This window comes from Microbacterium sp. TPD7012 (genome assembly GCF_003075395.1).
In the GTDB taxonomy this organism is placed as follows: domain Bacteria; phylum Actinomycetota; class Actinomycetes; order Actinomycetales; family Microbacteriaceae; genus Microbacterium.
Map to the genome: position 1 here is coordinate 437260 of NZ_QDFV01000003.1, position 22970 is coordinate 460229.

23 protein-coding genes are annotated in these 22970 nt (G+C 69.4%); 6 read left to right on the forward strand and 17 right to left on the reverse strand.

What is annotated here, in order from left to right; genetic code table 11:
- Positions 1-71: 71 nt before the first annotated feature.
- The 10 genes from DC434_RS10260 to DC434_RS10305 all read right to left on the reverse strand — a co-directional run bounded on the left by DC434_RS10260 (position 72) and on the right by DC434_RS10305 (position 9698).
- Complete coding sequence (locus tag DC434_RS10260; protein WP_116635170.1) at positions 72-560, reverse strand: nicotinamide-nucleotide amidohydrolase family protein; 489 nt, start codon at positions 558-560, stop codon at positions 72-74.
- On the reverse strand, positions 557-1132 hold the full coding sequence (pgsA, locus tag DC434_RS10265; RefSeq protein ID WP_116635171.1) for a CDP-diacylglycerol--glycerol-3-phosphate 3-phosphatidyltransferase: 576 nt from the start codon (positions 1130-1132) through the stop codon (positions 557-559). The genes DC434_RS10260 and pgsA overlap by 4 nt, the downstream gene beginning before the upstream one ends.
- Positions 1132-3840, reverse strand: a complete 2709-nt coding sequence (locus tag DC434_RS10270; RefSeq protein ID WP_116635172.1) for a DNA translocase FtsK — start codon at positions 3838-3840, stop codon at positions 1132-1134. Before DC434_RS10270 ends, pgsA begins: the two co-directional genes overlap by 1 nt.
- Before the next feature lie 73 nt (positions 3841-3913).
- Positions 3914-4408 (reverse strand): GNAT family N-acetyltransferase, encoded by a 495-nt coding sequence (locus DC434_RS10275; RefSeq protein WP_116635173.1) that lies wholly within the window; start codon positions 4406-4408, stop codon positions 3914-3916.
- A gap of 74 nt (positions 4409-4482) precedes the next feature.
- Positions 4483-6159, reverse strand: coding sequence for a ribonuclease J (locus DC434_RS10280; protein WP_116635174.1), 1677 nt, complete (start codon positions 6157-6159; stop codon positions 4483-4485).
- A gap of 53 nt (positions 6160-6212) precedes the next feature.
- Positions 6213-7190 carry a 4-hydroxy-tetrahydrodipicolinate synthase gene (gene dapA, locus DC434_RS10285; RefSeq protein WP_116635175.1) on the reverse strand — a complete coding sequence of 326 codons (978 nt, stop codon included), beginning with the start codon at positions 7188-7190 and terminating at the stop codon, positions 6213-6215.
- A 28-nt stretch (positions 7191-7218) separates the two neighbouring features.
- Positions 7219-7641 (reverse strand): EF-Tu/IF-2/RF-3 family GTPase, encoded by a 423-nt coding sequence (locus tag DC434_RS10290; protein ID WP_165808048.1) that lies wholly within the window; start codon positions 7639-7641, stop codon positions 7219-7221.
- Between the two features lie 13 nt (positions 7642-7654).
- Positions 7655-8416: an SDR family oxidoreductase gene (locus DC434_RS10295; RefSeq protein ID WP_116635177.1), complete on the reverse strand. Its 762-nt coding sequence runs from the start codon at positions 8414-8416 to the stop codon at positions 7655-7657.
- Positions 8416-8892, reverse strand: coding sequence for a dihydrofolate reductase (locus DC434_RS10300; RefSeq protein ID WP_116635178.1), 477 nt, complete (start codon positions 8890-8892; stop codon positions 8416-8418). The genes DC434_RS10295 and DC434_RS10300 overlap by 1 nt, the downstream gene beginning before the upstream one ends.
- Entirely contained in the window at positions 8889-9698 is an 810-nt protein-coding gene (locus DC434_RS10305) for a thymidylate synthase (protein ID WP_116635179.1), read from the reverse strand. The genes DC434_RS10300 and DC434_RS10305 overlap by 4 nt, the downstream gene beginning before the upstream one ends.
- 118 nt (positions 9699-9816) lie before the next feature.
- Between DC434_RS10305 and DC434_RS10310 the strand changes: the two genes are divergently transcribed.
- The 3 genes from DC434_RS10310 (at position 9817) to DC434_RS10320 (ending at position 11330) form a co-directional block, all read left to right on the forward strand.
- Positions 9817-10230 (forward strand): thioredoxin family protein, encoded by a 414-nt coding sequence (locus tag DC434_RS10310; protein WP_116635180.1) that lies wholly within the window; start codon positions 9817-9819, stop codon positions 10228-10230.
- Positions 10231-10252: 22 nt separating this feature from the next.
- On the forward strand, positions 10253-10819 hold the full coding sequence (locus DC434_RS10315; protein WP_116635181.1) for a DUF4395 domain-containing protein: 567 nt from the start codon (positions 10253-10255) through the stop codon (positions 10817-10819).
- Between the two features lie 85 nt (positions 10820-10904).
- A complete protein-coding gene (locus DC434_RS10320; protein WP_116635182.1) occupies positions 10905-11330 on the forward strand; it encodes an OsmC family peroxiredoxin in 426 nt (141 codons plus the stop codon).
- A 25-nt stretch (positions 11331-11355) separates the two neighbouring features.
- On the opposite strand, the gene DC434_RS10325 is transcribed toward DC434_RS10320, so the two are convergent.
- The 5 genes from DC434_RS10325 to DC434_RS10345 all read right to left on the reverse strand — a co-directional run bounded on the left by DC434_RS10325 (position 11356) and on the right by DC434_RS10345 (position 16790).
- Positions 11356-11793: a hypothetical protein gene (locus DC434_RS10325; protein ID WP_243408885.1), complete on the reverse strand. Its 438-nt coding sequence runs from the start codon at positions 11791-11793 to the stop codon at positions 11356-11358.
- Positions 11790-12530, reverse strand: a complete 741-nt coding sequence (dapB, locus tag DC434_RS10330) for a 4-hydroxy-tetrahydrodipicolinate reductase (protein ID WP_116635184.1) — start codon at positions 12528-12530, stop codon at positions 11790-11792. The genes DC434_RS10325 and dapB overlap by 4 nt, the downstream gene beginning before the upstream one ends.
- Positions 12531-12582: 52 nt before the next feature.
- Complete coding sequence (locus tag DC434_RS10335) at positions 12583-13185, reverse strand: histidine phosphatase family protein (protein ID WP_116635185.1); 603 nt, start codon at positions 13183-13185, stop codon at positions 12583-12585.
- Between the two features lie 70 nt (positions 13186-13255).
- Positions 13256-14185, reverse strand: a complete 930-nt coding sequence (locus DC434_RS10340; protein WP_243408886.1) for an aldo/keto reductase — start codon at positions 14183-14185, stop codon at positions 13256-13258.
- Between the two features lie 328 nt (positions 14186-14513).
- Positions 14514-16790, reverse strand: a complete 2277-nt coding sequence (locus DC434_RS10345) for a polyribonucleotide nucleotidyltransferase (RefSeq protein ID WP_116635187.1) — start codon at positions 16788-16790, stop codon at positions 14514-14516.
- 366 nt (positions 16791-17156) lie between these two features.
- On the opposite strand from DC434_RS10345, the gene DC434_RS10350 reads away from it, so the two are divergent.
- Positions 17157-18467 carry a UDP-glucose/GDP-mannose dehydrogenase family protein gene (locus DC434_RS10350; RefSeq protein WP_116635421.1) on the forward strand — a complete coding sequence of 437 codons (1311 nt, stop codon included), beginning with the start codon at positions 17157-17159 and terminating at the stop codon, positions 18465-18467.
- Positions 18468-18491: 24 nt separating this feature from the next.
- Here the strand turns inward: DC434_RS10350 and DC434_RS10355 are convergent, their stop codons facing one another.
- The gene (locus tag DC434_RS10355) at positions 18492-20435 is read right to left on the reverse strand and encodes a GDSL-type esterase/lipase family protein (RefSeq protein ID WP_116635188.1); all 1944 of its coding nucleotides are present in this window, start codon (positions 20433-20435) and stop codon (positions 18492-18494) included.
- Positions 20436-20574: 139 nt separating this feature from the next.
- On the opposite strand from DC434_RS10355, the gene DC434_RS10360 reads away from it, so the two are divergent.
- Together DC434_RS10360 and DC434_RS20125 are read left to right on the forward strand one after the other, a co-directional pair.
- Positions 20575-21159, forward strand: coding sequence for a VTT domain-containing protein (locus DC434_RS10360; protein ID WP_243408887.1), 585 nt, complete (start codon positions 20575-20577; stop codon positions 21157-21159).
- 37 nt (positions 21160-21196) lie between these two features.
- Positions 21197-21373 carry a DUF5302 domain-containing protein gene (locus tag DC434_RS20125; RefSeq protein ID WP_165808049.1) on the forward strand — a complete coding sequence of 59 codons (177 nt, stop codon included), beginning with the start codon at positions 21197-21199 and terminating at the stop codon, positions 21371-21373.
- A gap of 78 nt (positions 21374-21451) precedes the next feature.
- On the opposite strand, the gene DC434_RS10365 is transcribed toward DC434_RS20125, so the two are convergent.
- Positions 21452-22888 carry a cation:dicarboxylase symporter family transporter gene (locus DC434_RS10365; protein WP_116635190.1) on the reverse strand — a complete coding sequence of 479 codons (1437 nt, stop codon included), beginning with the start codon at positions 22886-22888 and terminating at the stop codon, positions 21452-21454.
- Positions 22889-22970: the final 82 nt, after the last annotated feature.

Genomic DNA, 22970 nt, shown 5'->3' on the forward strand with positions numbered 1-22970 from the left:
GCACAGAATCTACCCCTGCACTCTGTGGTTTCAATGTGAGCACATCGGAGATAACCGCGGAATGCGCGCAACTATTCCTGGAGGATCTCGAGAAGGAAATCGAGTGCGGCCGCGACCGAACCTGCCCGGATCGCGGCGCGGTCGCCGCCGAGGTGCAGCTCTCGCGTCTGCGAGGCGATCGGGGTGACGACGCCGATGTGCACCGTGCCGACCGGTTGCCCGTCCGGCGAATCCGGACCGGCGATCCCGGTCGTCGACACTCCGACATCAGCCGGTCGCCCACCGACGCCGACGGCACGTCGCACGCCGTCGGCCATCTGCCGCGCGACGTCCGGAAACACGGGTCCGTGCTGCGCCAGCGTCGCGGCGTCGACACCGAGAACGGTGTGCTTGACGGGCGTCGCGTAGGCGACCACTCCCCCGAGCAGGACCGCGGACGCACCGGGCACCGAGACCAGCTCGGCGCAGAGCGCTCCGCCGGTGAGGGATTCCGCCACGCCCAGCGTCCAGCCCCGGCTCTTCAGCGCGGACAGCACGGCGGCCGCCGGGGAATCGCTCACGACTTCTGCCGTACCCCTCTGACCTGCGCGACGATGTAGTCGATCCCGCTGGCCACCGTGAGCACCAGGACGACGATCATCAGCAGGAAGGTCACCAGCGTCCACGGACCGAGGCCGATGACGACATGGAGCGGCAGCAGAGCCCAGCCCAGGGCCACGCCCTGGAAGGCGGTCTTGATCTTGCCCATCCACGCGGCGGCGACCACATGCTCGCTGGCCACCATGAGCCGGTGCACCGTGATGCCCCACTCTCGGATGAGGATGACGGCGACGATCCACCAGTCGACCTCACCGAGGATCGCGAGCCCGATGAAGCCCGCGCCGGTGAGCATCTTGTCGGCGATCGGATCCCAGAGCTTTCCGAAGTCGCTGACGATCTCGTACTTGCGGGCGAGGTAGCCGTCGACCCAGTCCGTGGAGATGCCCACGATGAACAGGATCGCGGCGGTCCAGCGCAGCGCAGGATCGGGGAGGCCGTAGGTGCCGCCGAGCAGCAGCAGGATGAAGAAGACGACGGCCAGGGGGATGCGGGCGATCGTGATGGCGTTGGGCAGCTGCCGCGGAATGGCCATCAGTCGCGACCCGTCAGGCCCCAGGCGTCTTCGTCGCCCTCGGCCTCCACCACCGGAAGCCCGCTGTACTGCGCCTCGACCGGATCATGCGCGGGAGCCGCGGACGCGGCCGATGTCACGGGAGGCGCCGGAGCCGCGGCGGGAGCGTCTTCGCCGCGGAGCTTGGCCATCACCTGCGGAAGCTGTTCGGCCGTCGCGAGCACGTCGCGCGCCTTCGAACCCTCCGACGGGCCGACGATCTCCCGCGACTCCAGCAGATCCATCAGACGACCGGCCTTCGCGAAGCCGACGCGCAGCTTGCGCTGCAGCATCGACGTGGAGCCGAACTGGGACGACACGATGAGCTCGGCGGCCGCGAGCAGCAGTTCGAGGTCGTCGCCGATGTCCTCGTCGACCTCCTTCTTCTTCGTGGGCTCGAGGGCCTCCTGCACGTCGGGACGGTAGTCCGGGCGCGCCTGGCGCGTGACGTGCTTGACGACCGCGTCGATCTCCTTCTCGTCGACCCAGGCGCCCTGCAGGCGGAAGGGCTTGGAGGATCCCATCGGAGAGAACAGGGCGTCACCCTGACCGATGAGCTTGTCGGCGCCGGGGCTGTCGAGGATCACGCGGCTGTCCGTGACGCTGGTGACGGCGAAGGCGAGCCGCGAGGGCACGTTCGCCTTGATCAGGCCGGTCACGACGTCGACGCTGGGTCGCTGCGTGGCGAGGACGAGGTGGATGCCCGAGGCACGGGCGAGCTGGGTGATGCGCACGATCGAATCCTCGACGTCGCGCGGCGCGACCATCATCAGGTCGGCCAGCTCGTCGACGACGACCAGGAGGTACGGGTAGGGCTTGAGAACGCGCTCGCTCCCGACCGGAAGCTCGACCTCACCGGCGCGCACGGCGCGGTTGAAGTCGTCGATGTGGCGGTACCCGAACGACGCGAGGTCGTCGTACCGCATGTCCATCTCCTTCACGACCCACTGCAGCGCCTCGGCCGCCTTCTTCGGGTTCGTGATGATGGGCGTGATCAGGTGCGGCACGCCCGCGTAGCTCGTGAGCTCCACGCGCTTGGGGTCGATCAGGACCATGCGCACGTCGGCCGGCCGTGCCCGCATCAGCAGGCTCGTGATCATCGAGTTCACGAAGCTGGACTTACCCGAGCCGGTCGAACCGGCCACGAGGAGGTGGGGCATCTTCGCGAGGTTGGCGATCACGATGTTGCCGCCGACGTCCTTGCCGACGCCGATCGTCATCGGGTGCGTGCTCTTCAGCGCCGCAGGAGAGCGCAGCACGTCGCCGAGCGCGACCATCTCCTTGTCGGCGTTCGGGATCTCGATGCCGATGGCGCTCTTGCCGGGGATCGGCGAGAGGATGCGGACGTCGTTCGACGCCACGGCGTAGGCGAAGTTGTTGCTCAGCTGCAGGATCTTCTCGACCTTGACGCCGTGACCGACCTCGACCTCGTACTGCGTGACCGTCGGACCGCGCGAGAAGCCCGTCACCTTCGCATCGACCTTGAACTGCGTGAGGACGCTCGTGATCTGCTCGATGACCTTGTCGGTCGCCTCGGAGCGCATGACCGGCGCCGGGCCCTCGACCAGCAGACCGGGCGACGGAAGGATGTACGGGGCCACAGGCGCCTGCGGCCCACGGTCCCCCGGTCCCTCGGTGCCGAATCCGTCGAGGCCGGGCAGCTCGGGCATCTCGCCCGTGTCGGACTCGTCGTCGAGCAGCGCCGTGGCCTGCTGCTCCGCGAGCGAGTCGGTGACGGAGCGGACATCGGTCAGCACTTCTGTGGCCGCGTCGTAGGGGTTCTCCACCACCACGGCCTGATCGTATGCGGGGGTCGGCTCGGCGGTGTTCAGCAGAGCGGTGATGTCGTCGGAGCCGAGGGTTCCCTCGTCGGGATCCTCTTCCCTGCCCGTCTTGTTCCTTCGCCACCACGGCAGAACGTCCGGGTCGTCGACCTTGTCGGCCTCGTCGATCGCCGCCGCATCCTTCGCGGGCTTCTCGGCGCGCTCCGCGTCGAACATCCAGGCGTAGAGGTCGCCGAGGCGGGCCCCGATGCGGTTCGGCGGGGTCTTGGTGAGGATCAGGACGCTCAGCGCGGCGAGAAGCGCCAGCACGATGTAGGCGGGGATGTCGGTGAGGTAGGTCAACGGTTGACCCAGCATCCATCCGAAGAGCCCACCCGACTCGCTGAGCGCGAGCATGCCCTCCTTGGGCTGCGGGCGGGCTCCGGCGACGTGGCAGATGCCTGCGAGCGTCAGCACGAACAGGCCGAAGCCGATCCCGATGCGCCCGTTGTCGTGCACGGACGATGGATGCCGGAACAGCCAGCCCGCGAGCAGGAGCAGCAGCACCGGCATGACGAAGGCGACGCGTCCGATCAGTCCTCCGACCGAGAACGCACTGATGTTCGCGGCGACGTCGTTGCCGATGAAGAACCATTCGTTGACGGCACCGGCGACCGCGAGCAGCACCAGCAGGAACGGGAAGCCGTCGCGACGGTCGTCCTTCTCGAGGCTCTCCGGGCCGAAGGCGCGGAACAGTCCTCCGACGCCGTGCGCCAGACCCGTCCAGGCGCGGACGGCGACGGGCGGCCGTTCCTGCTCGTCGATGTACTTCTTGGGCGTGGGCTGGGCCTTGGGAGCCGTCTGCCGCTTGGGGCGCGACGGTGCGCTCGCGGACGCACGCTCAGTCTTCGTGGAACTCCTGGCCATGCTCTCACGTTACGACGGACAGCCGACATATCCGCGCAATGACGCGGCTTCTCGCCGATCCCGCTCGGGCGGATCAGGCGGTGCGCCGCACCATGGTGTCGCGGACCGTGCCCTCCGTCGTGACGTTGAACCCCTCGGAGCGATACAGGTTGCGGGCGAAGTTGTCGCGCTCGACGCTGAGGCTGATGCGCGCGTACCCCTGTGCGCTCGCCAGCTCGACGATGCCCCGCAGCAGCGTACGACCGACGCCGCGAGCCCGCCAGAGCGGATGGACGCCGATGATGAGCTCCGGCACCCCGGCGCCGACGAACCCGAATCCCGGCTCGTTCTGGGGCAGCATCCGGTACCAGGCGGCACCGACCGGCACGCCGTCGTCGCCGACGGCGATCAGTCCTTCGTCCGCGGCGCGCTTCCAGCCCGCGAGGTACCGGCGATGGTCCGCGGACGTCAGCACCTCATGTCGCGGGCGCACTCCCCCGGCGCGCCAGTTCGCGGCCTCGACGAGCATGTCGCCGAGGAAGACCGCGTCGGGTTGCGTCGCCCGCCGGGTGGAGAAGCCCGAGAACATGTGGTGAGCCTAGAGGGCGGCTGTTACGACGATGTGTCGGTCAACCGTGAGTGCGCGTGCGACGGCGCGGACCCTCACGCCTCGATGACCAGCGGGACGATCATCGGACGCCGACGCAGCTTCTGGTTCACCCAGCGTCCGATCGTCCGGCGCACCACCTGCGACAGCGCATGCGTGTCGCGGACGCCGTTCCCTGCGGCCTCCTTGAGCGCGGCGACGATCTTCGGGGCGACGTCGTCGAAGACGGAGTCATCCTCGGCGACGCCGCGGGCATGGATCTCCGGTCCCGAGATGATGCGTCCGGTGCCGGCATCCACCACGACGATGACGGAGATGAACCCCTCCTCGCCGAGGATGCGCCGGTCCTTGAGATCGGCATCCGTGATCTCGCCGACCGTCGAGCCGTCGACGTACACGAAGCCGAGGTCCAGCTGCCCGGTGACACGCGCGGTGCCGTCCTTCAGGTCGATCACGGTGCCGTTCGCGGCGATGATCGTGTTCTCCTCCGGGATGCCGGTGTCCTGGGCGAGCTTCGCGTTCGCGATCAGGTGACGGTACTCGCCGTGCACGGGGAGGACGTTCTTCGGCTTCAGGATGTTGTAGCAGTAGAGCAGCTCGCCCGCCGCGGCGTGACCGGAGACGTGCACCTTGGCATTGGCCTTGTGCACGACGTTCGCACCGAGCTTCGTGAGGCCGTCGATCACGCGGTAGACCGCGTTCTCGTTACCAGGGATGAGGCTGGAGGCGAGGATGACGGTGTCTCCCTCGCTCACCTCGATCGCGTGGTCGAGGTTGGCCATGCGGCTCAGCACGGCCATCGGCTCGCCCTGCGATCCGGTGGACATGTAGACGATCTGGTCGTCGGGGAGGTCGCGGGCCTTCTTGTAGTCGATCAGGACGCCGGCCGGGACCTTGAGGTACCCGAGCTGCTCGGCGATCGTCATGTTGCGGACCATGCTGCGCCCGAGGAACGCCACACGGCGCCCGTTCGCGTAGGCGGCGTCGATGACCTGCTGCACGCGGTGCACGTGGCTCGAGAAGCTCGCCACGATGACGCGGCGGGGCGCCTTGGCGATGACCTGATCGAGCACCGGTCCGATCGACCGCTCGGTCGGCGTGAAGCCGGGCACGTCGGCGTTGGTGGAGTCGACCAGGAACAGGTCGACGCCCTCCTCGCCGAGGCGGGAGAAGGCGCGGAGGTCGGTGATCCGGCCGTCCAGCGGCAGCTGGTCCATCTTGAAGTCGCCCGTCGCGAGCACCATGCCCGCGGGGGTGCGGATCGCGACGGCGAGAGCGTCGGGGATCGAGTGGTTCACGGCGACGAACTCGAGGTCGAACGGGCCGACGCGCTCCTCCTGGCCCCCGGTGACCGTCAGGGTGAAGGCCTTGATGCGGTGCTCCTTGAGCTTCGCCTCGACCAGCGCGAGCGTCAGGCCCGACCCGATCAGAGGGATGTCGCTCTTCAGACGCAACAGATACGGGACGGCGCCGATGTGGTCCTCATGGCCGTGCGTGAGCACCACGCCGACGATGTCGTCGAGGCGATCGCGGATCGGCTCGAAGTCGGGCAGGATCAGGTCGACGCCCGGCTGGTGCTCCTCCGGGAAGAGCACGCCGCAGTCGACGATCAGGATCTTGCCGTCGTACTCGAACATGGTCATGTTCCGACCGATCTCGCCGAGGCCGCCGATCGGGATGACCCGAAGCGTCCCTTCGTCGAGAGCGGACGGTTCTGACAGGGGGATGGACATGCTGTCTCCTCAGTCGGACACTGTGCGCGTCCGTTCGTTCATGGCGACGCGGCTCAGCGCGTCGTGCCGTGCACCTTCGGCAGGGCACCACCCGCAGCCGCATTGCGGTCGGGTCGGAAGTTCGAGAAATCGGCACCGGGCACGTCCTGGACGAGGTCGAGCTCGTCTTCGATGAGCGCGGCCTCCCATTCCTCCGGGCCGACGAGGGGCAGACGCACCCGGGGGCTCGAGATGCGACCGAGGCCGTGCAGGATGTACTTGGCCGCGACGGTGCCGGGCACGTGGGTCATCACCGCGCGCACCAGCGGCTCGAGGCGCTTGTGCTCCGCCGTCGCCGTGGCCAGATCGCCGGCGTTCACCGCATCGATGATGGTGCGGTACGGAGCGGCCGCGACGTTGGCCGTCACGCCGATGAGGCCGGTCGCACCGATCGCGAGGTGCGGAAGGACGTTCGCGTCGTCGCCGGAGAAGTACATCAGGTCGGTCTGGTTGAGCACGCGGCTCACCTCGGAGAAGTCACCCTTGGCGTCTTTCACCGCGAGGATGTTGGGGTGCTTCGCCAGGCGCAGGATCGTCTCGTACTTGATCGGCACGCCGGTGCGGCCGGGGATGTCGTAGAGGATCACCGGCAGATCGGTCGCATCCGCGACCAGCCGGAAGTGCGTGAGGATGCCCGCCTGCGTCGGCTTGTTGTAGTAGGGCGTGACGATCATGATGCCGTCGGCGCCGGCCTTCTCGCTGGCCTTGTACAGCTCGATGGCGTGCGCGGTCTCGTTCGAGCCGCCACCCGTGATGATCTTCGCGCGGCCGGCGGCGACCGACTTCCCGACCTCGACGAGCTTGAGCTTCTCGGGGTCCGTGAGGGTCGAGGTCTCGCCGGTCGTTCCCGTCACGACGATGCCGTCCGCACCCGCGGTGATCACGTCATCGATGTGCTTCTCGACGGCGGGCCAATCGACTTCACCGTCGGCCGTCATCGGAGTGACGAGCGCGACGAGAACCTGTCCGAAGGGGTTGCCCGAGTGCGTCATGCCACCAGCGTATCGGTTCGGATGCCGCTCACCCAGACGAGCCGACCCGGATGACGTCACCACGAGCCACGTCGGTCTTGCCGCGCAGCAGCACCCCGATCATGGTGCCGGCGGATGCCGCGTCCGCGCGCTTGCGGAACATCTCGATGCCGGTGATCTCCGTGTCGGCCACCGGAGCCCCTTCCCGGAGCACGACGACGGCGTCGCCGACCCTGATCGTCCCCGTCGTGACGGTGCCGGTCGCGACCTGGCCGCGGCCCGTGATCGTGAAGACGTCCTCGACGGCGAGCTCGGCTGCACCGGCGCCTGCGCTGATGAAAGCGGATTGCTCCCGCGTCGCCGTTCCGCCGTTCGCGAGAGCGGCCAGGCGCACCGCCTCCGCCTCGTTGTACTGCCGCAGGATCTCGTTCGCATCCTGCGGATCGTGTCGCCGCCTGCGGAACCATCCCACGCCGGGCTCCCGTTCAGACGCGACCGCGGCGGGCGACGCCGGACGTGAGCGCGCTCGGGAGGATGCTCGCCAGCGCCACGATCGCCTTGTAGCGCAGCGACGGGATGGACACGGACCGCCCGAGCGCGGCATCCCGCAGCCCTGCCCGCACGACGTCGCGGGCGTCCAGCCACAGGAAGGCGGGAACACCCTCCTGGCCCACCGCGAGCCCCATGCGCTCATGGAACGTGGTGTGGGTGAATCCGGGGCAGACCGCTGTGACGGTGACGCCGTCTCGGGCGTACTCGGCATTCGCCCAGCGGCTGAAGCCGATCAACCAGGACTTGCAGGCGGAGTACGTGGAGCGGGAGATGAATCCGGCCACCGAGGCGACGTTGATGATGCGTCCGCCGCGACCCCGCATCGTCTGCAGTGCCGCGTGCATCAGCCGCATCGAGGCCTCGACGTGCACGCGCAAGTGGCGGACCTCGTCGTCGATGTCGTTGTCGGCGAACTGCAGCGGCAGCCCGAAGCCGGCGTTGTTCACGAGGAGGTCGACCGGGTCGGCGGCATTCCGCAGCCGGTCGGCGACCTTCGCGACGCCTTCATCTTCGGCGAGATCCGCGACGAGCACCTCGACGGCGACACCGTGCGCGCTCCGCAGTTCGGCGGCCAGGGCGTCCAGCGCATCCTTGGACCGTGCGACGAGGATCAGGTCCGCGCGACGGCGGGCGAGCTGGCGGGCGAACTCGGCGCCGAGTCCGGCGCTGGCTCCGGTGATCAGCGCGGTGGGCATCAGCGCTCGTATCCGAGGAAGCGGTACCGCACTCCCGTGCGCGAGGTCTGCCACTCCCCCTCGTCGACCAGACGCCACCCGGCCTTGGAGGGGGCGTACGCGTCACCGTCGACGGCGAGATCGAGCTCGGTCACTTCGAGACGGTCGGCATCCGCGATGACGAGACGGAAGATCTCCGCCCCGCCGATGATCCACACCTTGTCCTTGCCGCGCACGGACTCCGCGACGTTCGCCGCACGGTGCGCGCCCTCCGCCGTCCAGTCCTGCTGGCGGGTGATCACGATGTTCTCCCGGCCCTCCAGCGGTCGGAACCGTTCCGGCAGAGAATCCCAGGTCTTGCGCCCCATCACGACCGGAGCGCCGAGCGTGACCTCCTTGAAGTGCGCGAGGTCCTCCGGCACGTGCCACGGCATCCCGCCCTCGGCGCCGATCACTCCGCCCTGAGCCTCCGCCCAGATCAGACCCACCCAGGTCATACCGCCACCGCCGCGCGGATCGGGGCGTGGTGCTGGTAGTCCTCCACGACGAAGTCCTCGTAGCGGTAGTCGAGGATCGACTCCGGGGTGCGGCCGAACCGGAGCGTCGGGTAGGCGAACGGCTCGCGCGTGAGCTGCTCGCGCACCTGCTCGAGGTGGTTGTCGTAGATGTGGCAGTCGCCGCCCGTCCAGACGAAGTCGCCCGGCTCGAGACCGACCTGCTGGGCGATCATCATCGTGAGCAGCGCGTACGACGCGATGTTGAACGGCACCCCGAGGAACATGTCGGCGCTGCGCTGGTACAGCTGGCAGGACAGCTTGCCGTCGGCGACGTAGAACTGGAAGAGCGCATGGCAGGGCGCGAGCGCCATGTCGGGGATGTCGGCGGGGTTCCAGGCGGACACGATGAGGCGGCGCGAGTCCGGAGTCTGGCGGATCTGCTCGATCACCTGGGAGAGCTGGTCGATGCTCTCGCCGGCGGGCGTCGGCCAGGAGCGCCACTGCACCCCGTACACCGGCCCGAGATCGCCCGTCTCGTCGGCCCATTCGTCCCAGATGCTGACGCCGTTCTCCTGCAGCCACCGCACGTTGGAATCACCGCGCAGGAACCAGAGGAGCTCGTACGCGATCGACTTGAAATGCACCCGCTTCGTGGTGATCAGCGGGAAGCCCTGGGAGAGGTCGAAGCGGATCTGCCGCCCGAAGACGCTCGTGGTCCCCGTGCCCGTGCGATCCGACTTGTGCGTGCCGCTCTCCAGCACGTCGCGGAGCAGGTCTTCGTAGGGTGTCGGGACGGCTGCGCTCATGACAGCCACGATACCCGTCGACCGTCGGCCGCGGGCGGATGCCGTCCCGCTCGCGCGCCGATCGTCACGGTCGGAAACATCGGCCCTCGACCCCCTCGGGGCGACGTACTCTCGACGCATGTCGCCAGCACTCGCGGGAGGGATCGCAGCAGCACTCCTGGTGCTCGCCACGATCATCGGAGTGACCCTGCGCCGCCGCGACGGACGCAGGCTGGATGCTGGCGCGCTCCGTTTCGACCGGGCGGATGCAGCATCCGCCGAGTTCGGCTCCCGCGCGACGCTCGTGCAGTTCAGCACCGAGATGTGCGCGCGGTGCCCCCAGGTCCGGCGGATGCTGCATGCCTACGCCTCCGACCACGACGGGCTGAGCCACGTCGAGATCGATCTGACCCACCGACCGGACCTCTCGGCCCGGTACAAGGTGCTGCAGACCCCCACGACGTTCGTGATCGACGCCTCCGGCGCCGTCCGCGCGCGATTCCACGGCGTCCCGCATCGTCACGCCCTCACCGAAGCCGTCGCCTCCGTCTGAGGCCCCGAAGACTGGAGCACCCATGACCTCTCCCGCAGGCATCGATCCGCGTGGCCCGCGCTTCGCCGCCACGATCACGGCCGTGCTCCTCCTGGTCGCGACGTTCCTGGCGCTGATCGGCATCTCGACGGCGCAGGCGACCGGCTGGTTCGCGTACCAGCCCCTGGCGGACGCGACCTTCGTCCCCGGCACCTGGGCGATCGCATCGGCATCGCTCGCCCAGCGCGCCCTCGACCCTGGCTTCCTCGTCACCGTCGTCATCGCCCTCCTGTTCCTCTGGAGCGTCGTCTCCCCGGCGACCGCCCCGTGGGGCGTGCTGTTCCGCCGCCTCGTGCGCCCGCGTCTCGCGCCGCCCGCCGAGCTCGAGGACCCCCGCCCGCCGCGCTTCTCGCAGGGTGTCGGGCTCTTCGTCGTCGGCATCGGCCTGGTCCTGCATCTGATCGGCGTGCCCTGGGCGCTCCCGATCGCCACAGCGGCGGCCTTCATCGCGGCGTTCCTGAACGCCGCCTTCGCGTTCTGCCTCGGCTGCCAGCTGTACCTGCTGCTGCAGCGCGCCGGCATCATCGGTCGGGCAGCGTCGACCGCCTGATCCCTGTTCCGTCCGGTCGGCCCGGTCGATAGGCTGGCCGCGACGCATCCCGCACACCGAGCGGGGCGCGAGAACCGGAGGAATCATGCCCGTCACCAGCGAAGCCGCCAGCACGTGGACCGGATCGCTCATGGAAGGGTCGGGCACCGTCGCGTTCTCTTCATCGAACCTCGGCACCTTCCCGATCAACTGGAAGGCCCGCAGCGAGGGCAGCGACACGACCACGACCCCGGAGGAGCTCATCGCCGCGGCGCACTCGTCCTGCTTCAGCATGGCGCTCTCGCACGCCCTCGCCGAGAACGGGACCCCGCCGGAGAAGGTCAACACCAGCGCGTCCGTGACGTTCAAGCCGGGCGTCGGGATCACCGGCAGCCACCTCAACGTGAACGCGGTCGTCCCGGGTCTGTCGCCGGAGAGGTTCCAGGAGATAGCCGCCGAGGCCAAGGTCGGCTGCCCCGTGTCTCAGGCGCTCGCCGGCATCGAGATCACCCTCGAGGCCACGCTGGCCTGAGGCCGGTACCCGCTCGTCGTCGGGGTCAGCGTCGAGCGAGGCGGATCGCCTCGCGGATGCTGGCCCTGGCGTCTTTCCGCCTCCCGGCCGCATCCTGGACGACGCCCAGCCGATAGCGGGCACGCCAATCGTCCGTCGCGGCCTCGGAGGCGGCCGCATAGCGCGCGATCAGTGGATCGGCGTCCGCGCGGGCGATCCGTCCGCTCGGGGTCAGCTCGGTCTCCACGGGAGGCATCCCCCCTTCGGCGTCCAGCGTGCGCCCCAGTCGATCGGCGGCGAAGCCGAACTGCATCTCGCGGATGAGCGCCCAGGCGCCGATCGGGGCGAGCACGAGCAGCGTGATGCCCATCCCGATCGAGATCGGCGAGCCGACCGAGATGAACATCACGGCGAGCCAGATCGCGACCGCCAGGTAGACGAGCAGGGCCGCGGCCATGAGCCCGACGCCGATCCGCGACATCATGCTCGGATGCCGATGTCGATCATGTGCTCCAACCCCACGACCACGCCCTTCGCCTCGCGGGCGAACGGCACGGCGAGCCGGATGCCGGGGGCGTATGCGAGCGCGGGATCGACCGTGTCGTGCGTGAAGGTGAGGGACTCGCCGGGGCCCGAGAGGATGACCTCCTGCTTGGCCACCACACCGGGGCGACGCAGCGAGTGGATCGGCACGCTGCCGACCTGCTGACCCCGGGCGCGCTGATCCGCGTGCGGGGCGCTCACCGGTCCCTGCTCGGCGCGAGCAGCGGCGATGAGCTCAGCGGTGCGCACCGCCGTGCCACTGGGCGAATCGATCTTGGTCTCCTGATGCGCCTCGATGATCTCGGCCGAGCCGAAGAACGGGGCCGCGGCCGCGGCGAGGGCCGAGCCGAGGACAGAGCCGAGGGAGAAGTTCGGGATGAAGACCACGCCGGTGCCGGCCGCCTCGACGAGCGGCCGCACGAGCGCGATCCGCTCCGCCGACCACCCCGACGTCGCCACGAGCACGTTGATGCCGCGCTCGACGGCGGAACGCACGACGTCGATGCTGATCTGAGGCGTCGACGCGTCCACGACGAGGTCGGCACCCTCCAACTCGGAGAGATCGCTCGACGAGGTCAGCACACGGCTCACCTCGAAGCCCTCGAGATCATCGATCACCGCGTGGATGATCTTCCCGAGCTTCCCGGTTCCGCCGACGAGTGCTACCTGCGAGGTCATGCGTCCAGTCTAAGGAGCGGGCGGACGCCTTCCGGCCGGGGCGCGCGGGGCGTCAGACGGGCATCGGGTCCGGGATGCCCGTCCGCAGCTCGAACGGCAGGTGTCCGGTGTCGTTGTGGTTGAGCAGCGTCCACGGTCGCCCCTGCTTCTGCGCGATGATCGTCAGTCCGCAGTGCGCCTGGTTGAGTGTCATCCAGCGCCATTCCGGTGCACCGAGCACCTCGCGGACGAACCAGGAGATCACGAAGTTGTGCGTGATGAGGACCTCGTGCACCTCGCCGTTCTTGCGCATCAGGAACTCGTTGACGGCATCCGCCATCTGCGCGCGACCGGCATCGATCTCCGCGTCGGAGATCGACCCGAAGAACGGCTCGAACGCGGCAGGCGTCTCCTCCGTCATCCCGGTGGGGACGCAGTCGAAGAGCAGCGCGGTCGGTTCGGGATCGACGGACGGGAGCCGACCGGCGATCGCACGGGCGGTCTCGTTGGCCCGCAGCAGCGGCGAATGCCAGACGGCGTCGAGCGGCAGACCGGACAGCCGGTCGGCGATCAGCTCGGCCTGCCGCTGCCCGCGCGGCGACAGGGGTCCGTCGGCGAGGCCGTGCTCGGCATCCTGATGTTCACCATGTCTGACCAGATATATGTAGTGCGTCACAAACTCGCTCGCTTCATCGCCAGCATCCGCCGGACCTCCCTTCCACCCTATGTCACGGGTGGGACGATGCTCAGTTGCCGGCGCGCGTGAGCTCGGCGACCTGGGCACGCGAGAGCGTGACCCCCGCGCCCTGCATGAGCTCGTCGACGTGCTCGGTCGCGAAGGTGTTCACGATCGGGGCGGCGACCGTGCGCTGGGCCAGCAGCCAGGCGATCGAGACCGCGGCCACCGGGACCGCGAGTTCCGTGGCCACCTGATCCAGCGCGCGGAGGATCTTGATCCCCCGACGGTTGAGATGACCGCGCAACTGCTCGCCGCGGACGCCCTGCGACGTCAGCGCCTTGCTCCGATGACGACCGGACAGGAAGCCGTGCTCGAGCGCGTGCGAGGGCGTGACGGCGAGGTTCTGCGCCCCGGCGACGAGGCGGAGGTCACCTTCGAACGGCTGCCGACGGAGCAGGTTGTACGGCGCGTCGATCACCTCGATGCGCGGGTAGCCGGCCGACGCCAGGATCCGCGCCTCCACGAGCTTCTCCGGTGCGAAGCCGAATGCGCCGACGGCACCGATCTTGCCCGCGTCCTTGAGCCATTCGACCGTCGCGAGAGTGTCTTCGACGTTCGTCGTCCTGTCGAGGGTCGCGTCGAGGTAGAGCACATCGATGCGGTCGACGCCGAGCCGCGTGAGCGACCCCTCGACGGCGCGGACGAGGTTCACGGAGCCGAGACCGGGGTTGTCGGCATGTGCTCCGATGCGCACGCTCAGGATCGCCCGATCGCGCTGTCCGCGCGACCGCAGCCACTGACCGAGGATGTGCTCGCTCCGACCGCCGGAGAAGCCGTCGGCCGTGTGGATCGCGTTGCCGCCGAACTCCACGTAGCGGTCGAGGATGCCGTGGCTCGTCTCGAGGTCGACGTTCCAGCCGAACTCCGCGGCTCCCAGCATGAGCGGGAACGTGTCGAAGCCGGTCTCGCCGAGCGGCATCCGCACCGTCTCTCCCACGCCGGGTCCGACGATCGGGATCGGTGCGGAGGGATGCTCGATGGAGGCGGGTTCCGTGCCCCTCTGGGCTCGCTCGTCCGACGCTCCCGCGCCTACGCTGAACAACCGCATACTCTCACCCCCGCGTCGATCGATGCGTTCCGATCTCCGTCACTGCCTGTGGTGCACCCCCCGGTGCGTACTTCGAGGGTAAGGGACTTCGGCGAACGTCCCGACCAATCCAGGGAACGGCGCGAAAACTTCCGATAACGGTTTGGTCACGCCGCAGACGACGGAACCCGAGCCCATCCTGTGCGGATGGACCCGGGTTCCGGTTCGAGCGTGGAGCTTACTCGGCGGCTGCGTCCTCGGCGGGCGCGGCCTCGGCGGCAGGTGCGTCGTCGAGCACGGGCTCGAGCGACAGCTTGCCGCGGTCGTCGATCTTCGTGATCTTCACGAGGATCTTCTGGCCGACCGAGAGGACGTCGTCGACGTTCTCGACGCGCTTGCCACCGGCGAGCTTGCGCACCTCGGTGACGTGGAGCAGGCCGTCCTTGCCCGGGAGCAGCGAGACGAAGGCGCCGAAGGTGGCGATCTTCACGACGGTTCCGAGGAACTGCTCGCCGATCTCGGGGTTGGTCGGGTTGGCGATCGCGTTGACCTGCGCACGAGCGGCCTCGGCCGAGGGGCCGTCGGTCGCGCCGATGTAGACGGTGCCGTCCTCCTCGATGGAGATCTGCGCGCCGGTCTCGTCCTGGATCGCGTTGATCGTCTTGCCCTTCGGGCCGATCAGCTCGCCGATCTTGTCGACCGGGATCTGCACGCTGATGACGCGAGGCGCGGTCGGCGCCATCTCGTCGGGAGCGTCGATCGCAGCGTTCAGGACGTTGAGGATCGTCAGACGAGCCTCGCGAGCCTGGGTCAGCGCGCCGGCGAGCACCGACGACGGGATGCCGTCGAGCTTCGTGTCGAGCTGGATCGCCGTGACGAACTCGCTCGTTCCGGCGACCTTGAAGTCCATGTCGCCGAGTGCGTCCTCGGCACCCAGGATGTCGGTCAGCGCGGCGTAGCGCGTCTCACCGTCGACCTCGTCGGAGACGAGGCCCATCGCGATGCCGGCGACGGCGGCGCGCAGCGGCACACCCGCGTTCAGCAGCGACAGGGTCGAGGCGCAGACGGAGCCCATCGAGGTCGAGCCGTTGGAGCTCAGCGCCTCGGACACCTGACGGATCGCGTACGGGAACTCCTCGCGGCTCGGCAGCACCGGCACGAGCGCGCGCTCGGCCAGGAAGCCGTGCCCGATCTCGCGACGCTTCGGCGAACCGACCCGGCCGGTCTCGCCGGTCGAGTAGGGCGGGAAGTTGTAGTGGTGCATGTAGCGCTTGCTCGTCGTGGGCGACAGCGAGTCGATCTGCTGCTCCATCTTGAGCATGTTCAGCGTGGTGACACCCATGATCTGGGTCTCGCCGCGCTGGAAGATCGCGGAGCCGTGGACGCGCGGGATGACCTGCACCTCGGCGTCGAGCGGACGGATGTCCGCCAGGCCGCGACCGTCGATGCGAGCACCTTCGGTGAGGATGCGACCGCGCACGATCTTCTTCGTGACCGACTTGTACGCCGCGGAGAACTCGAGCGGGGCCGCAGCCGGGAGCGATCCCGACTCGGTGGCCTCGATGAGCTCGGCCTTGACGCGATCCTTGATCGCGTCGTCCGCCGTCTGACGCTCGGTCTTGTCGGCGATCTGGTACACGCCGACGAGCTCGTCGTAGGAGCGGCCGGCGACGAAGTCGTAGACCTCCTGGCTGTACGCCGGGAAGACCGGGTACACGCCCGGCTCCTTCGACGCGGTCGCCGCGAGCTCGGCCTGAGCCTTGACGAGCTGGGCGATGAACGGCTTCGAGGCCTCGAGGCCCTGGGCCACGATCTCCTCGTTCGGCTTGGTGGCGCCGGCCTTGATGAGGTTCCAGCTGCCCTCGGTGGCCTCGGCCTCGACCATCATGATGGCGACGTCTTCCGTGCCATCGGCCTTGGTGACGACGCGACCGGCGACGATCAGGTCGAAGACCGCTTCGCCCACCTGCTCGGCGGTCGGGAACGCGACCCACTGGTCGGCGTGCTCGCCGTGGCCGGGGATGAACGCGAGACGCACACCGGCGACCGGGCCCGAGAACGGCAGACCCGAGATCTGCGTCGACGCGGACGCGGCGTTGATGGCGAGAGCGTCGTAGAACTCGCCGGGAGCGATCGACAGCACGGTGATGACGATCTGGACCTCGTTGCGCAGGCCGTCGACGAACGACGGACGCAGCGGACGGTCGATCAGACGGCAGACGAGGATCGCCTCGGTGGAGGGGCGGCCCTCGCGACGGAAGAACGAGCCGGGGATCTTGCCCGCGGCGTAGGAGCGCTCCTCGACGTCGACCGTCAGCGGGAAGAAGTCGAAGCCCTCGCGCGGGTTCTTGCCTGCGCTGGTGGCCGAGAGGAGCATGGTCTCGCCGTCGAGGTACGCGGCGACTGCGCCCTGAGCCTGCTGCGCGAGGCGGCCGGTCTCGAAGCGGATGGTGCGGGTGCCGAAGCGGCCGTTGTCGAGAACGGCCTCGGTGGCGGTGATTTCAGGACCTTCCAAGAGGTCTCTCCTTCTTTGTTTAGACTCGCGAATCCGTATGACGCGCGAGCGCATTCAAGAGGAGCGGAAACAGCAGGGTTCGGGCGCGCGGGCACTCCCGCGAACATCGCCTGCGCTGGCCACCAGTAGAAAGCCACCCGACATCTTCGTGCCGAGGAACCCACCACAGGGGACCAGCTTCTCCGCCGCTCGCTCCATGAGTCGATATGAAATTGTGCGATCGACACAGATCGATCCCGTCCACCCTACCAGCGAGGCCCTCGGAATCCCGCGCCTGGAGCCGCTCGGCGGATCGGACACGTCCCGTCCATGAGGCGTTCACCGCACGGATGCCGGGGCGTGGGCGGCATCCGCTGTGCTGGGGCGATGCGCATGTCAGTGATCGGCTGCGGCTACCTCGGTGCCGTCCACGCCGCCGCCATGGCCTCGATCGGACACGATGTCGTCGGCATCGACGTCGACGAGGGGAAGGTCGCCGCACTGGCCGCGGGGACGGCGCCGTTCTTCGAGCCTCGGCTCGCCGAGCTGCTCTCGGACGGCCTGGCATCCGGACGGCTGCGCTTCAGCAGCGACATCGCGGATGCCGCGGGTGCGGACGTGCACTTCCTCGCGGTCGGCACGCCCCAGACGGCGGGAGGACACGCGGCGGACCTCCGATACGTCGACACGGCCGTGGAGAGCCTGCTCCCCCACCTCCGCGCCGGGGACGTCGTCGCGGGGAAGTCGACGGTCCCGGTCGGCACCGCGGCGCGACTGGCCGAGCGCCTGACGCGCACAGGGGCCGCCCTCGTCTGGAATCCGGAGTTCCTCCGCGAAGGCTGGGCCGTCCACGACACGCTCACCCCGGACCGGCTCGTAGTCGGCGCCGCCCCGGACGCCGACGGCTCTCGGGCGGTCGACGTGCTCCGCGAGGCCTACGCGGACGCGATCGCGTCGGGCACGCCGTTCCTGGTGACCGATCTGGCCACCGCCGAGCTCGTCAAGGGCGCGGCGAACGCCTTCCTCGCCACGAAGATCTCGTTCATCAACGCGATGGCCGAGATCGCCGAGGCGGCCGGCGCCGACGTCACCCTCCTCGCCGACGCTCTCGGGCATGACGGCCGCATCGGGCGGCGCTACCTCGGCTCGGGCATCGGCTTCGGCGGCGGCTGTCTCCCCAAGGACATCCGCGCCTTCGCCGCCAGAGCGGAGGAGCTCGGGCGCGGCGAGGCCGTGGGATTCCTCCGCGAGGTCGACGCCATCAACCTGCGGCGACGCGACCGGGCCGTGCAGCTCGTCGTCGACGCGCTCGGCGGCCTCGTCTTCGGTCGACGGATCGCGGTGCTGGGCGCGGCCTTCAAGCCGTTCAGCGATGACATCCGCGACTCGCCGGCCCTCGACGTCGCCGTGCGCCTGCGCGGGCTCGGCGCCGATGTCGTGGTGACCGACCCGGCGGCGATCGACAACGCGCAGGCCGCGCATCCCCAGCTCGGCTACGCGAGGGAGCGCGACGACGCGCTACGCGAGGCCGACGCGGTCGTGATCGTCACCGAGTGGGACGAGTACCGCCGCGACCTCTCCCCCGCGCATGCCGGTGGCCTCGTCCGCGGACGGATCGTCATCGACGGGCGCAACTGCCTCGATGCCGCAGCGTGGCGCGCGGCCGGCTGGCAGTACCACGGCATGGGTCGGCGCTGAGGCGTCTCGCCTCGCGGCGCGCACTCAACGGTCGGAGAGCACTCCGCGCACGGCCGCGGACCGGCCGAGATACACATAGTCGTCGTGCTTCGCAGAGCGGCCGTCGCCGGCGGCGCGGCCGTGCAGGCGGCGCCAGACCCAGGGCAGGGCGTGCCGTCGCCACCACACGCCCGCGCCGATCGTCTCGTTCTCGTGCAGCGCCGCGTCGAGTGCGCCGAGCGCGTCGGCATCCGGGACGCCGAGCACCTCCGCCGCGCGGTAGGCGAGGAAGCGGTGTCCTCGGCTGCTCAGGTGCACGAGGTCCTCGCCCCAGTTCGGACGGTCCGGCAGCGACGGATGCAGATCGGTGTCGATCAGGATCGCTCCCGTGCGCGCGGCGACCCCCGCGAGGGCGGTCGCGAAGGCGGAGAACCGTCGCGTGTAGATGGATGCGGCGCGCCGCCCCGGCAGGAAGGGCGTCACCAGCACCACATCGGCACCGATGTCGCGGAGCCGGACCACCGCCTCCTCGAGGCTCACCGCCAAGCCGGCGACGTCGGCGCGGTGCTTCACCAGGTCGTTCGCACCGACGAGGATCGACACGAGGTCCGGCCGCAGTTCCAGGGCCCGCTCCAGCTGCGTGCCGCAGACGTCTCCGACGCGCTTCGAGCGGATCGCGAGGTTCGCATAGTGCAGGCCGCCGCGCGCGGCGAGGAGCAGCGCGAGCCGGTCGGCCCAGCCGCGCAGGGCCCCGTCCGGAGCCGGATCGCAGAGCCCTTCGGTGAGCGAGTCGCCGAGGGCCACGTAGCGACGCCATCTCCGCGGCGAGGCAGGTGCGGCGACCTCCGGGCGCACCACACGGCGAGCGCGAGCACCGGCATCCACCCGATGCAGCGTCCGCGCGTCCTCGAAGTGTCCGAGCAGCTGGTCGCACACACTCGTCCAGCTGCGCCCCTGCACGGCGTCGCGTCCTGCTTCGCCGAAGGCACGCCGCTTGCGGGCGTCCCCCGCGAGATCGGCGACGCGCATGCGGAGATCGGCGAGGTCGCCCGGCCGGTAGAGCCAGCCGTCGACGCCCATGCGCACGAGGTCGAGCGGACCGCCACGGCCGGTCGCGATGACCGGCACTCCGCTCGCGTGAGCCTCCTGCAGGGTCTGCCCGAACGTCTCGCTCTCCCCCGGGTGCACGAACAGGTCGAACGAGGCCATCGCCGCGGCGAGCGCTTCGCCGTCGAGATGTCCGAGGAAGACGGCATCCGGCAGCAGGCTCTCCAACCGGGAACGGCTGGGTCCCTCGCCCACGATCACGAGTCGCGTCCCTGGCAGGTCGTGTAGCGCCGCGAGGTCCTCGACCTGCTTCTCCGGAGCGAGCCTGCCGACATAGCCGATCACGACGTCCGCTCCCCAGCCGGCGCGCAGCGCGCCGTCACGGCGGGCGGGCTGGAACCGCTCGGCATCCACTCCGCGGCCCCAGCGGCGCACGCGGTCGATGCCGAGCGCGGCCAGCTGCTGGGCCGACTCCGCCGAGGGGGCGAGCGTCAGGGTCGCGCGCCGGTGGAGCCGGGCGATGTGCGTCTGGGCGATGCCCGTGGTCGCGGCGATGCCGTAGCGCTCCGTGTAGGCGGCGACGTCGGTCTGGTAGGCGGCGACGGATGCCGTATCGAGCCGTTCCGCCGCGAGCACGCCGCGCCACCCGAGCGCGAATGGCGAGGCGAGATGGACGACGTCCGGCTCGAATCGGCGAAGGGAGGTCGCGACGCGGTGCGCCGTCGAGGTGCCGACCCGGACGTTCCGATAGCCCGGCAGCGCGAGGCTCGGGATGGCCTCGATGCGCGCGCCGTCCACGGTCTCCGGGATGCCGACGGCGGCGGGGGCGATGACATGCGCGTCGTGCCCCCGGCGCTCGAGGTGTCGCAGGATCTGCAGCACCGATCCGGTCACGCCGTTCATGTGCGGAAGGAAGGACTCCGTGATGATCGCTACTCTCACATCCTCAGGATGACGGCGCCGCGGCCCTGCGCTCCCCCGAATCGGCCCTCGCCACCAGATGTTCACCGGATGCTGGATCGCAGGTCACCCGCTATCCGGTCTTTGGTTCCCGTTCACCGTCGACGTGCACAGTGAGCCCGTGCCGACCGATGTGCTCGCCGAATCGCTCACCGGACCCTGGAGCCTCATGCTGATGAGCCTCCTCGTCCTCGGGGACGCCTTCTTCGTGGTCGTCCCCGGCGAGATCGCGGTGACGGCGCTCGGAGCGCTCGCGGTCACGAACGGCGCCCCCGCGCTGTGGGCGGTGATCGTGTGCGCGGCCGGTGCCGCCGCACTCGGCGATGCGTGCTGCTATCTGATCGGGCGGCTGGTCGGCACGGACCGCTGGCGCTGGATGCGGGCGCCGCGCGTACGGCAGGCGCTCGAGTGGGCAGGGCGCCGCCTCGAGAGCGGCACCGCCACCGTGCTCTTCACAGCGCGCTTCGTGCCCTTCGCGCGGCTCGCGATCAACCTCGTCGCCGGAGCATCGCGGATCCACCCGCCGCGCTATCTCGCACTCGTCGCGATCGCCGCGACCGCGTGGGCCGCCTACCAGGCGGCCGTGGGAGCCGCCGTCGCCGCCGTCGTCCCCGGAGGGCCTCTCGTCGCGGTGCCGGTGTCGATCGCGGTGGCGGTGGGCGTCGGCGCCCTGATCGACCTCGCCCTGCGCCGCAGCCGGCCCTGACCTCCCCCTCACGGCGAGCGTGCTCTAGGCTCGGGGCATGAGCACCGAAGAAGGCGCCACCTCCTCCGAGGAGATGAAGCGCAAGTTCAAGGAAGCGCTCGAGAAGAAGAACGCGCAGCACCGACAGGGCGAGTCGCACCTCGACGGCGATTCCGCCGTGCACGGCGCGGCCGCCCCGCAGACGCGGCGCGAGTTCCGACGCAAGAGCGGTTGACCACACGGATGCGGGGGCCGGAATCATCCGGCCCCCGCATCCCTCTCTCCGCTCTGCGGCCTCGCTCTTCAGATCAGCTCAGCGCTGTGCGGCACGGTCCCTGGCCCGCTGCTCCTTCGCCGCCATCTCCGACACGGCCGAGTCGCTGAGCCCCTGCACCCCGACGGCCTGCGGAGCATCCGACATCCCGTGCCCGTCGACGCCGTCCATCATGGACTCGTCGAACGGCAGCTCCCCGCTGAGCACCCGGCGGGTGCGGTCGCGGTCGATCTGCTTGGTCCACGTGCCGATGAGGAGCGTGGCCACCGCGTTGCCCGTGAAGTTCGTCAGGGCGCGCCCCTCCGACATGAAGCGGTCGATGCCGACGATCACCCCGACGCCGTCGACGAGGTCCGGGCGGTAGGCCTGCAGCCCGCCCGCCAGCGTGGCGAGACCGGCGCCGGTGACGCCCGCCGCGCCCTTGCTCGCGATGATCATGAAGACGAGGAGGCCGATCTGCTCGCCGATCGACATCGGCTGGCCCATGCCCGTCGCGATGAACAGAGAGGCCATCGTCAGGTAGATCGCCGTGCCGTCGAGGTTGAACGAGTATCCGGTCGGGACGGTGATGCCCACCACCGGCTTCGAGACGCCGACGTGCTCCATCTTCGCGATCAGACGCGGCAGCGCCGACTCCGAGGACGAGGTGCCGACGATCAGCAGGTACTCGCGAGCCAGGTACTTCATGAGCGAGAAGATGTTGACCCGCGTCACCGCCCACAGCAGCGTGCCGAGCACCACCACGATGAACAGGATGCACGTGATGTAGAAGGCGACCATCAGGATGCCGAGGCTCCAGATCGCGGAGATCCCGGTCTTGCCGACCACGGCCGCGATCGCGCCGAACGCGCCGATCGGCGCGAGCCACAGGATCATGCCGAGGATGCGGAACACGAGCTTCTGCAGCTGCTTGACCGCCTCCATGATCGGGGCACCGCGGTCGCCCAGCCCCTGCAGGGCGAAGCCGACGAGCAGGGCGATGAACAACACCTGCAGCACGCTCTCACCCGTGAAGGCGGAGAAGAACGTGGCCGGGATGATGGCGAGGATGAACTCCTGCGTGGTCTTCGCCTCGCCCTCGGCCTCATACGAGGAGGCCGCCATGTCGAGCCCGGATCCCGGGTGGATGAGGTTGCCGACGACGAGGCCGATCGCGAGCGCGAACGTCGACATGATCATGAAGTACAGCAGCGCCAGACCGCCGATCTTCCCGACCGTCGCCGCCTTCGCGATGGATCCGACCCCGACGACGATCGTGCAGAAGATGATCGGCGCGATCATCATCTTGATCAGCGCCACGAACCCCTTGCCGAGAGCCTCGAACCCCTGCCCGACCTCGGGCCAGATGAGGCCGACGAGTGCGCCGAGCACGACCGCGATGATCACCGCCACGTACAGCCACGTGTGCCGATCCCAGGCCTGCTTGCCGCGCCGCGAGTTGAACCCCGGCAGACGGAACCCCGTTGTGATGGCCATGTCTTCTCCTTGATCATGAACGTCGTCGTGTCATGTGTGCGGCGGCATCCTCGTCGCCGATGACATTCACCGTCGCGGACTT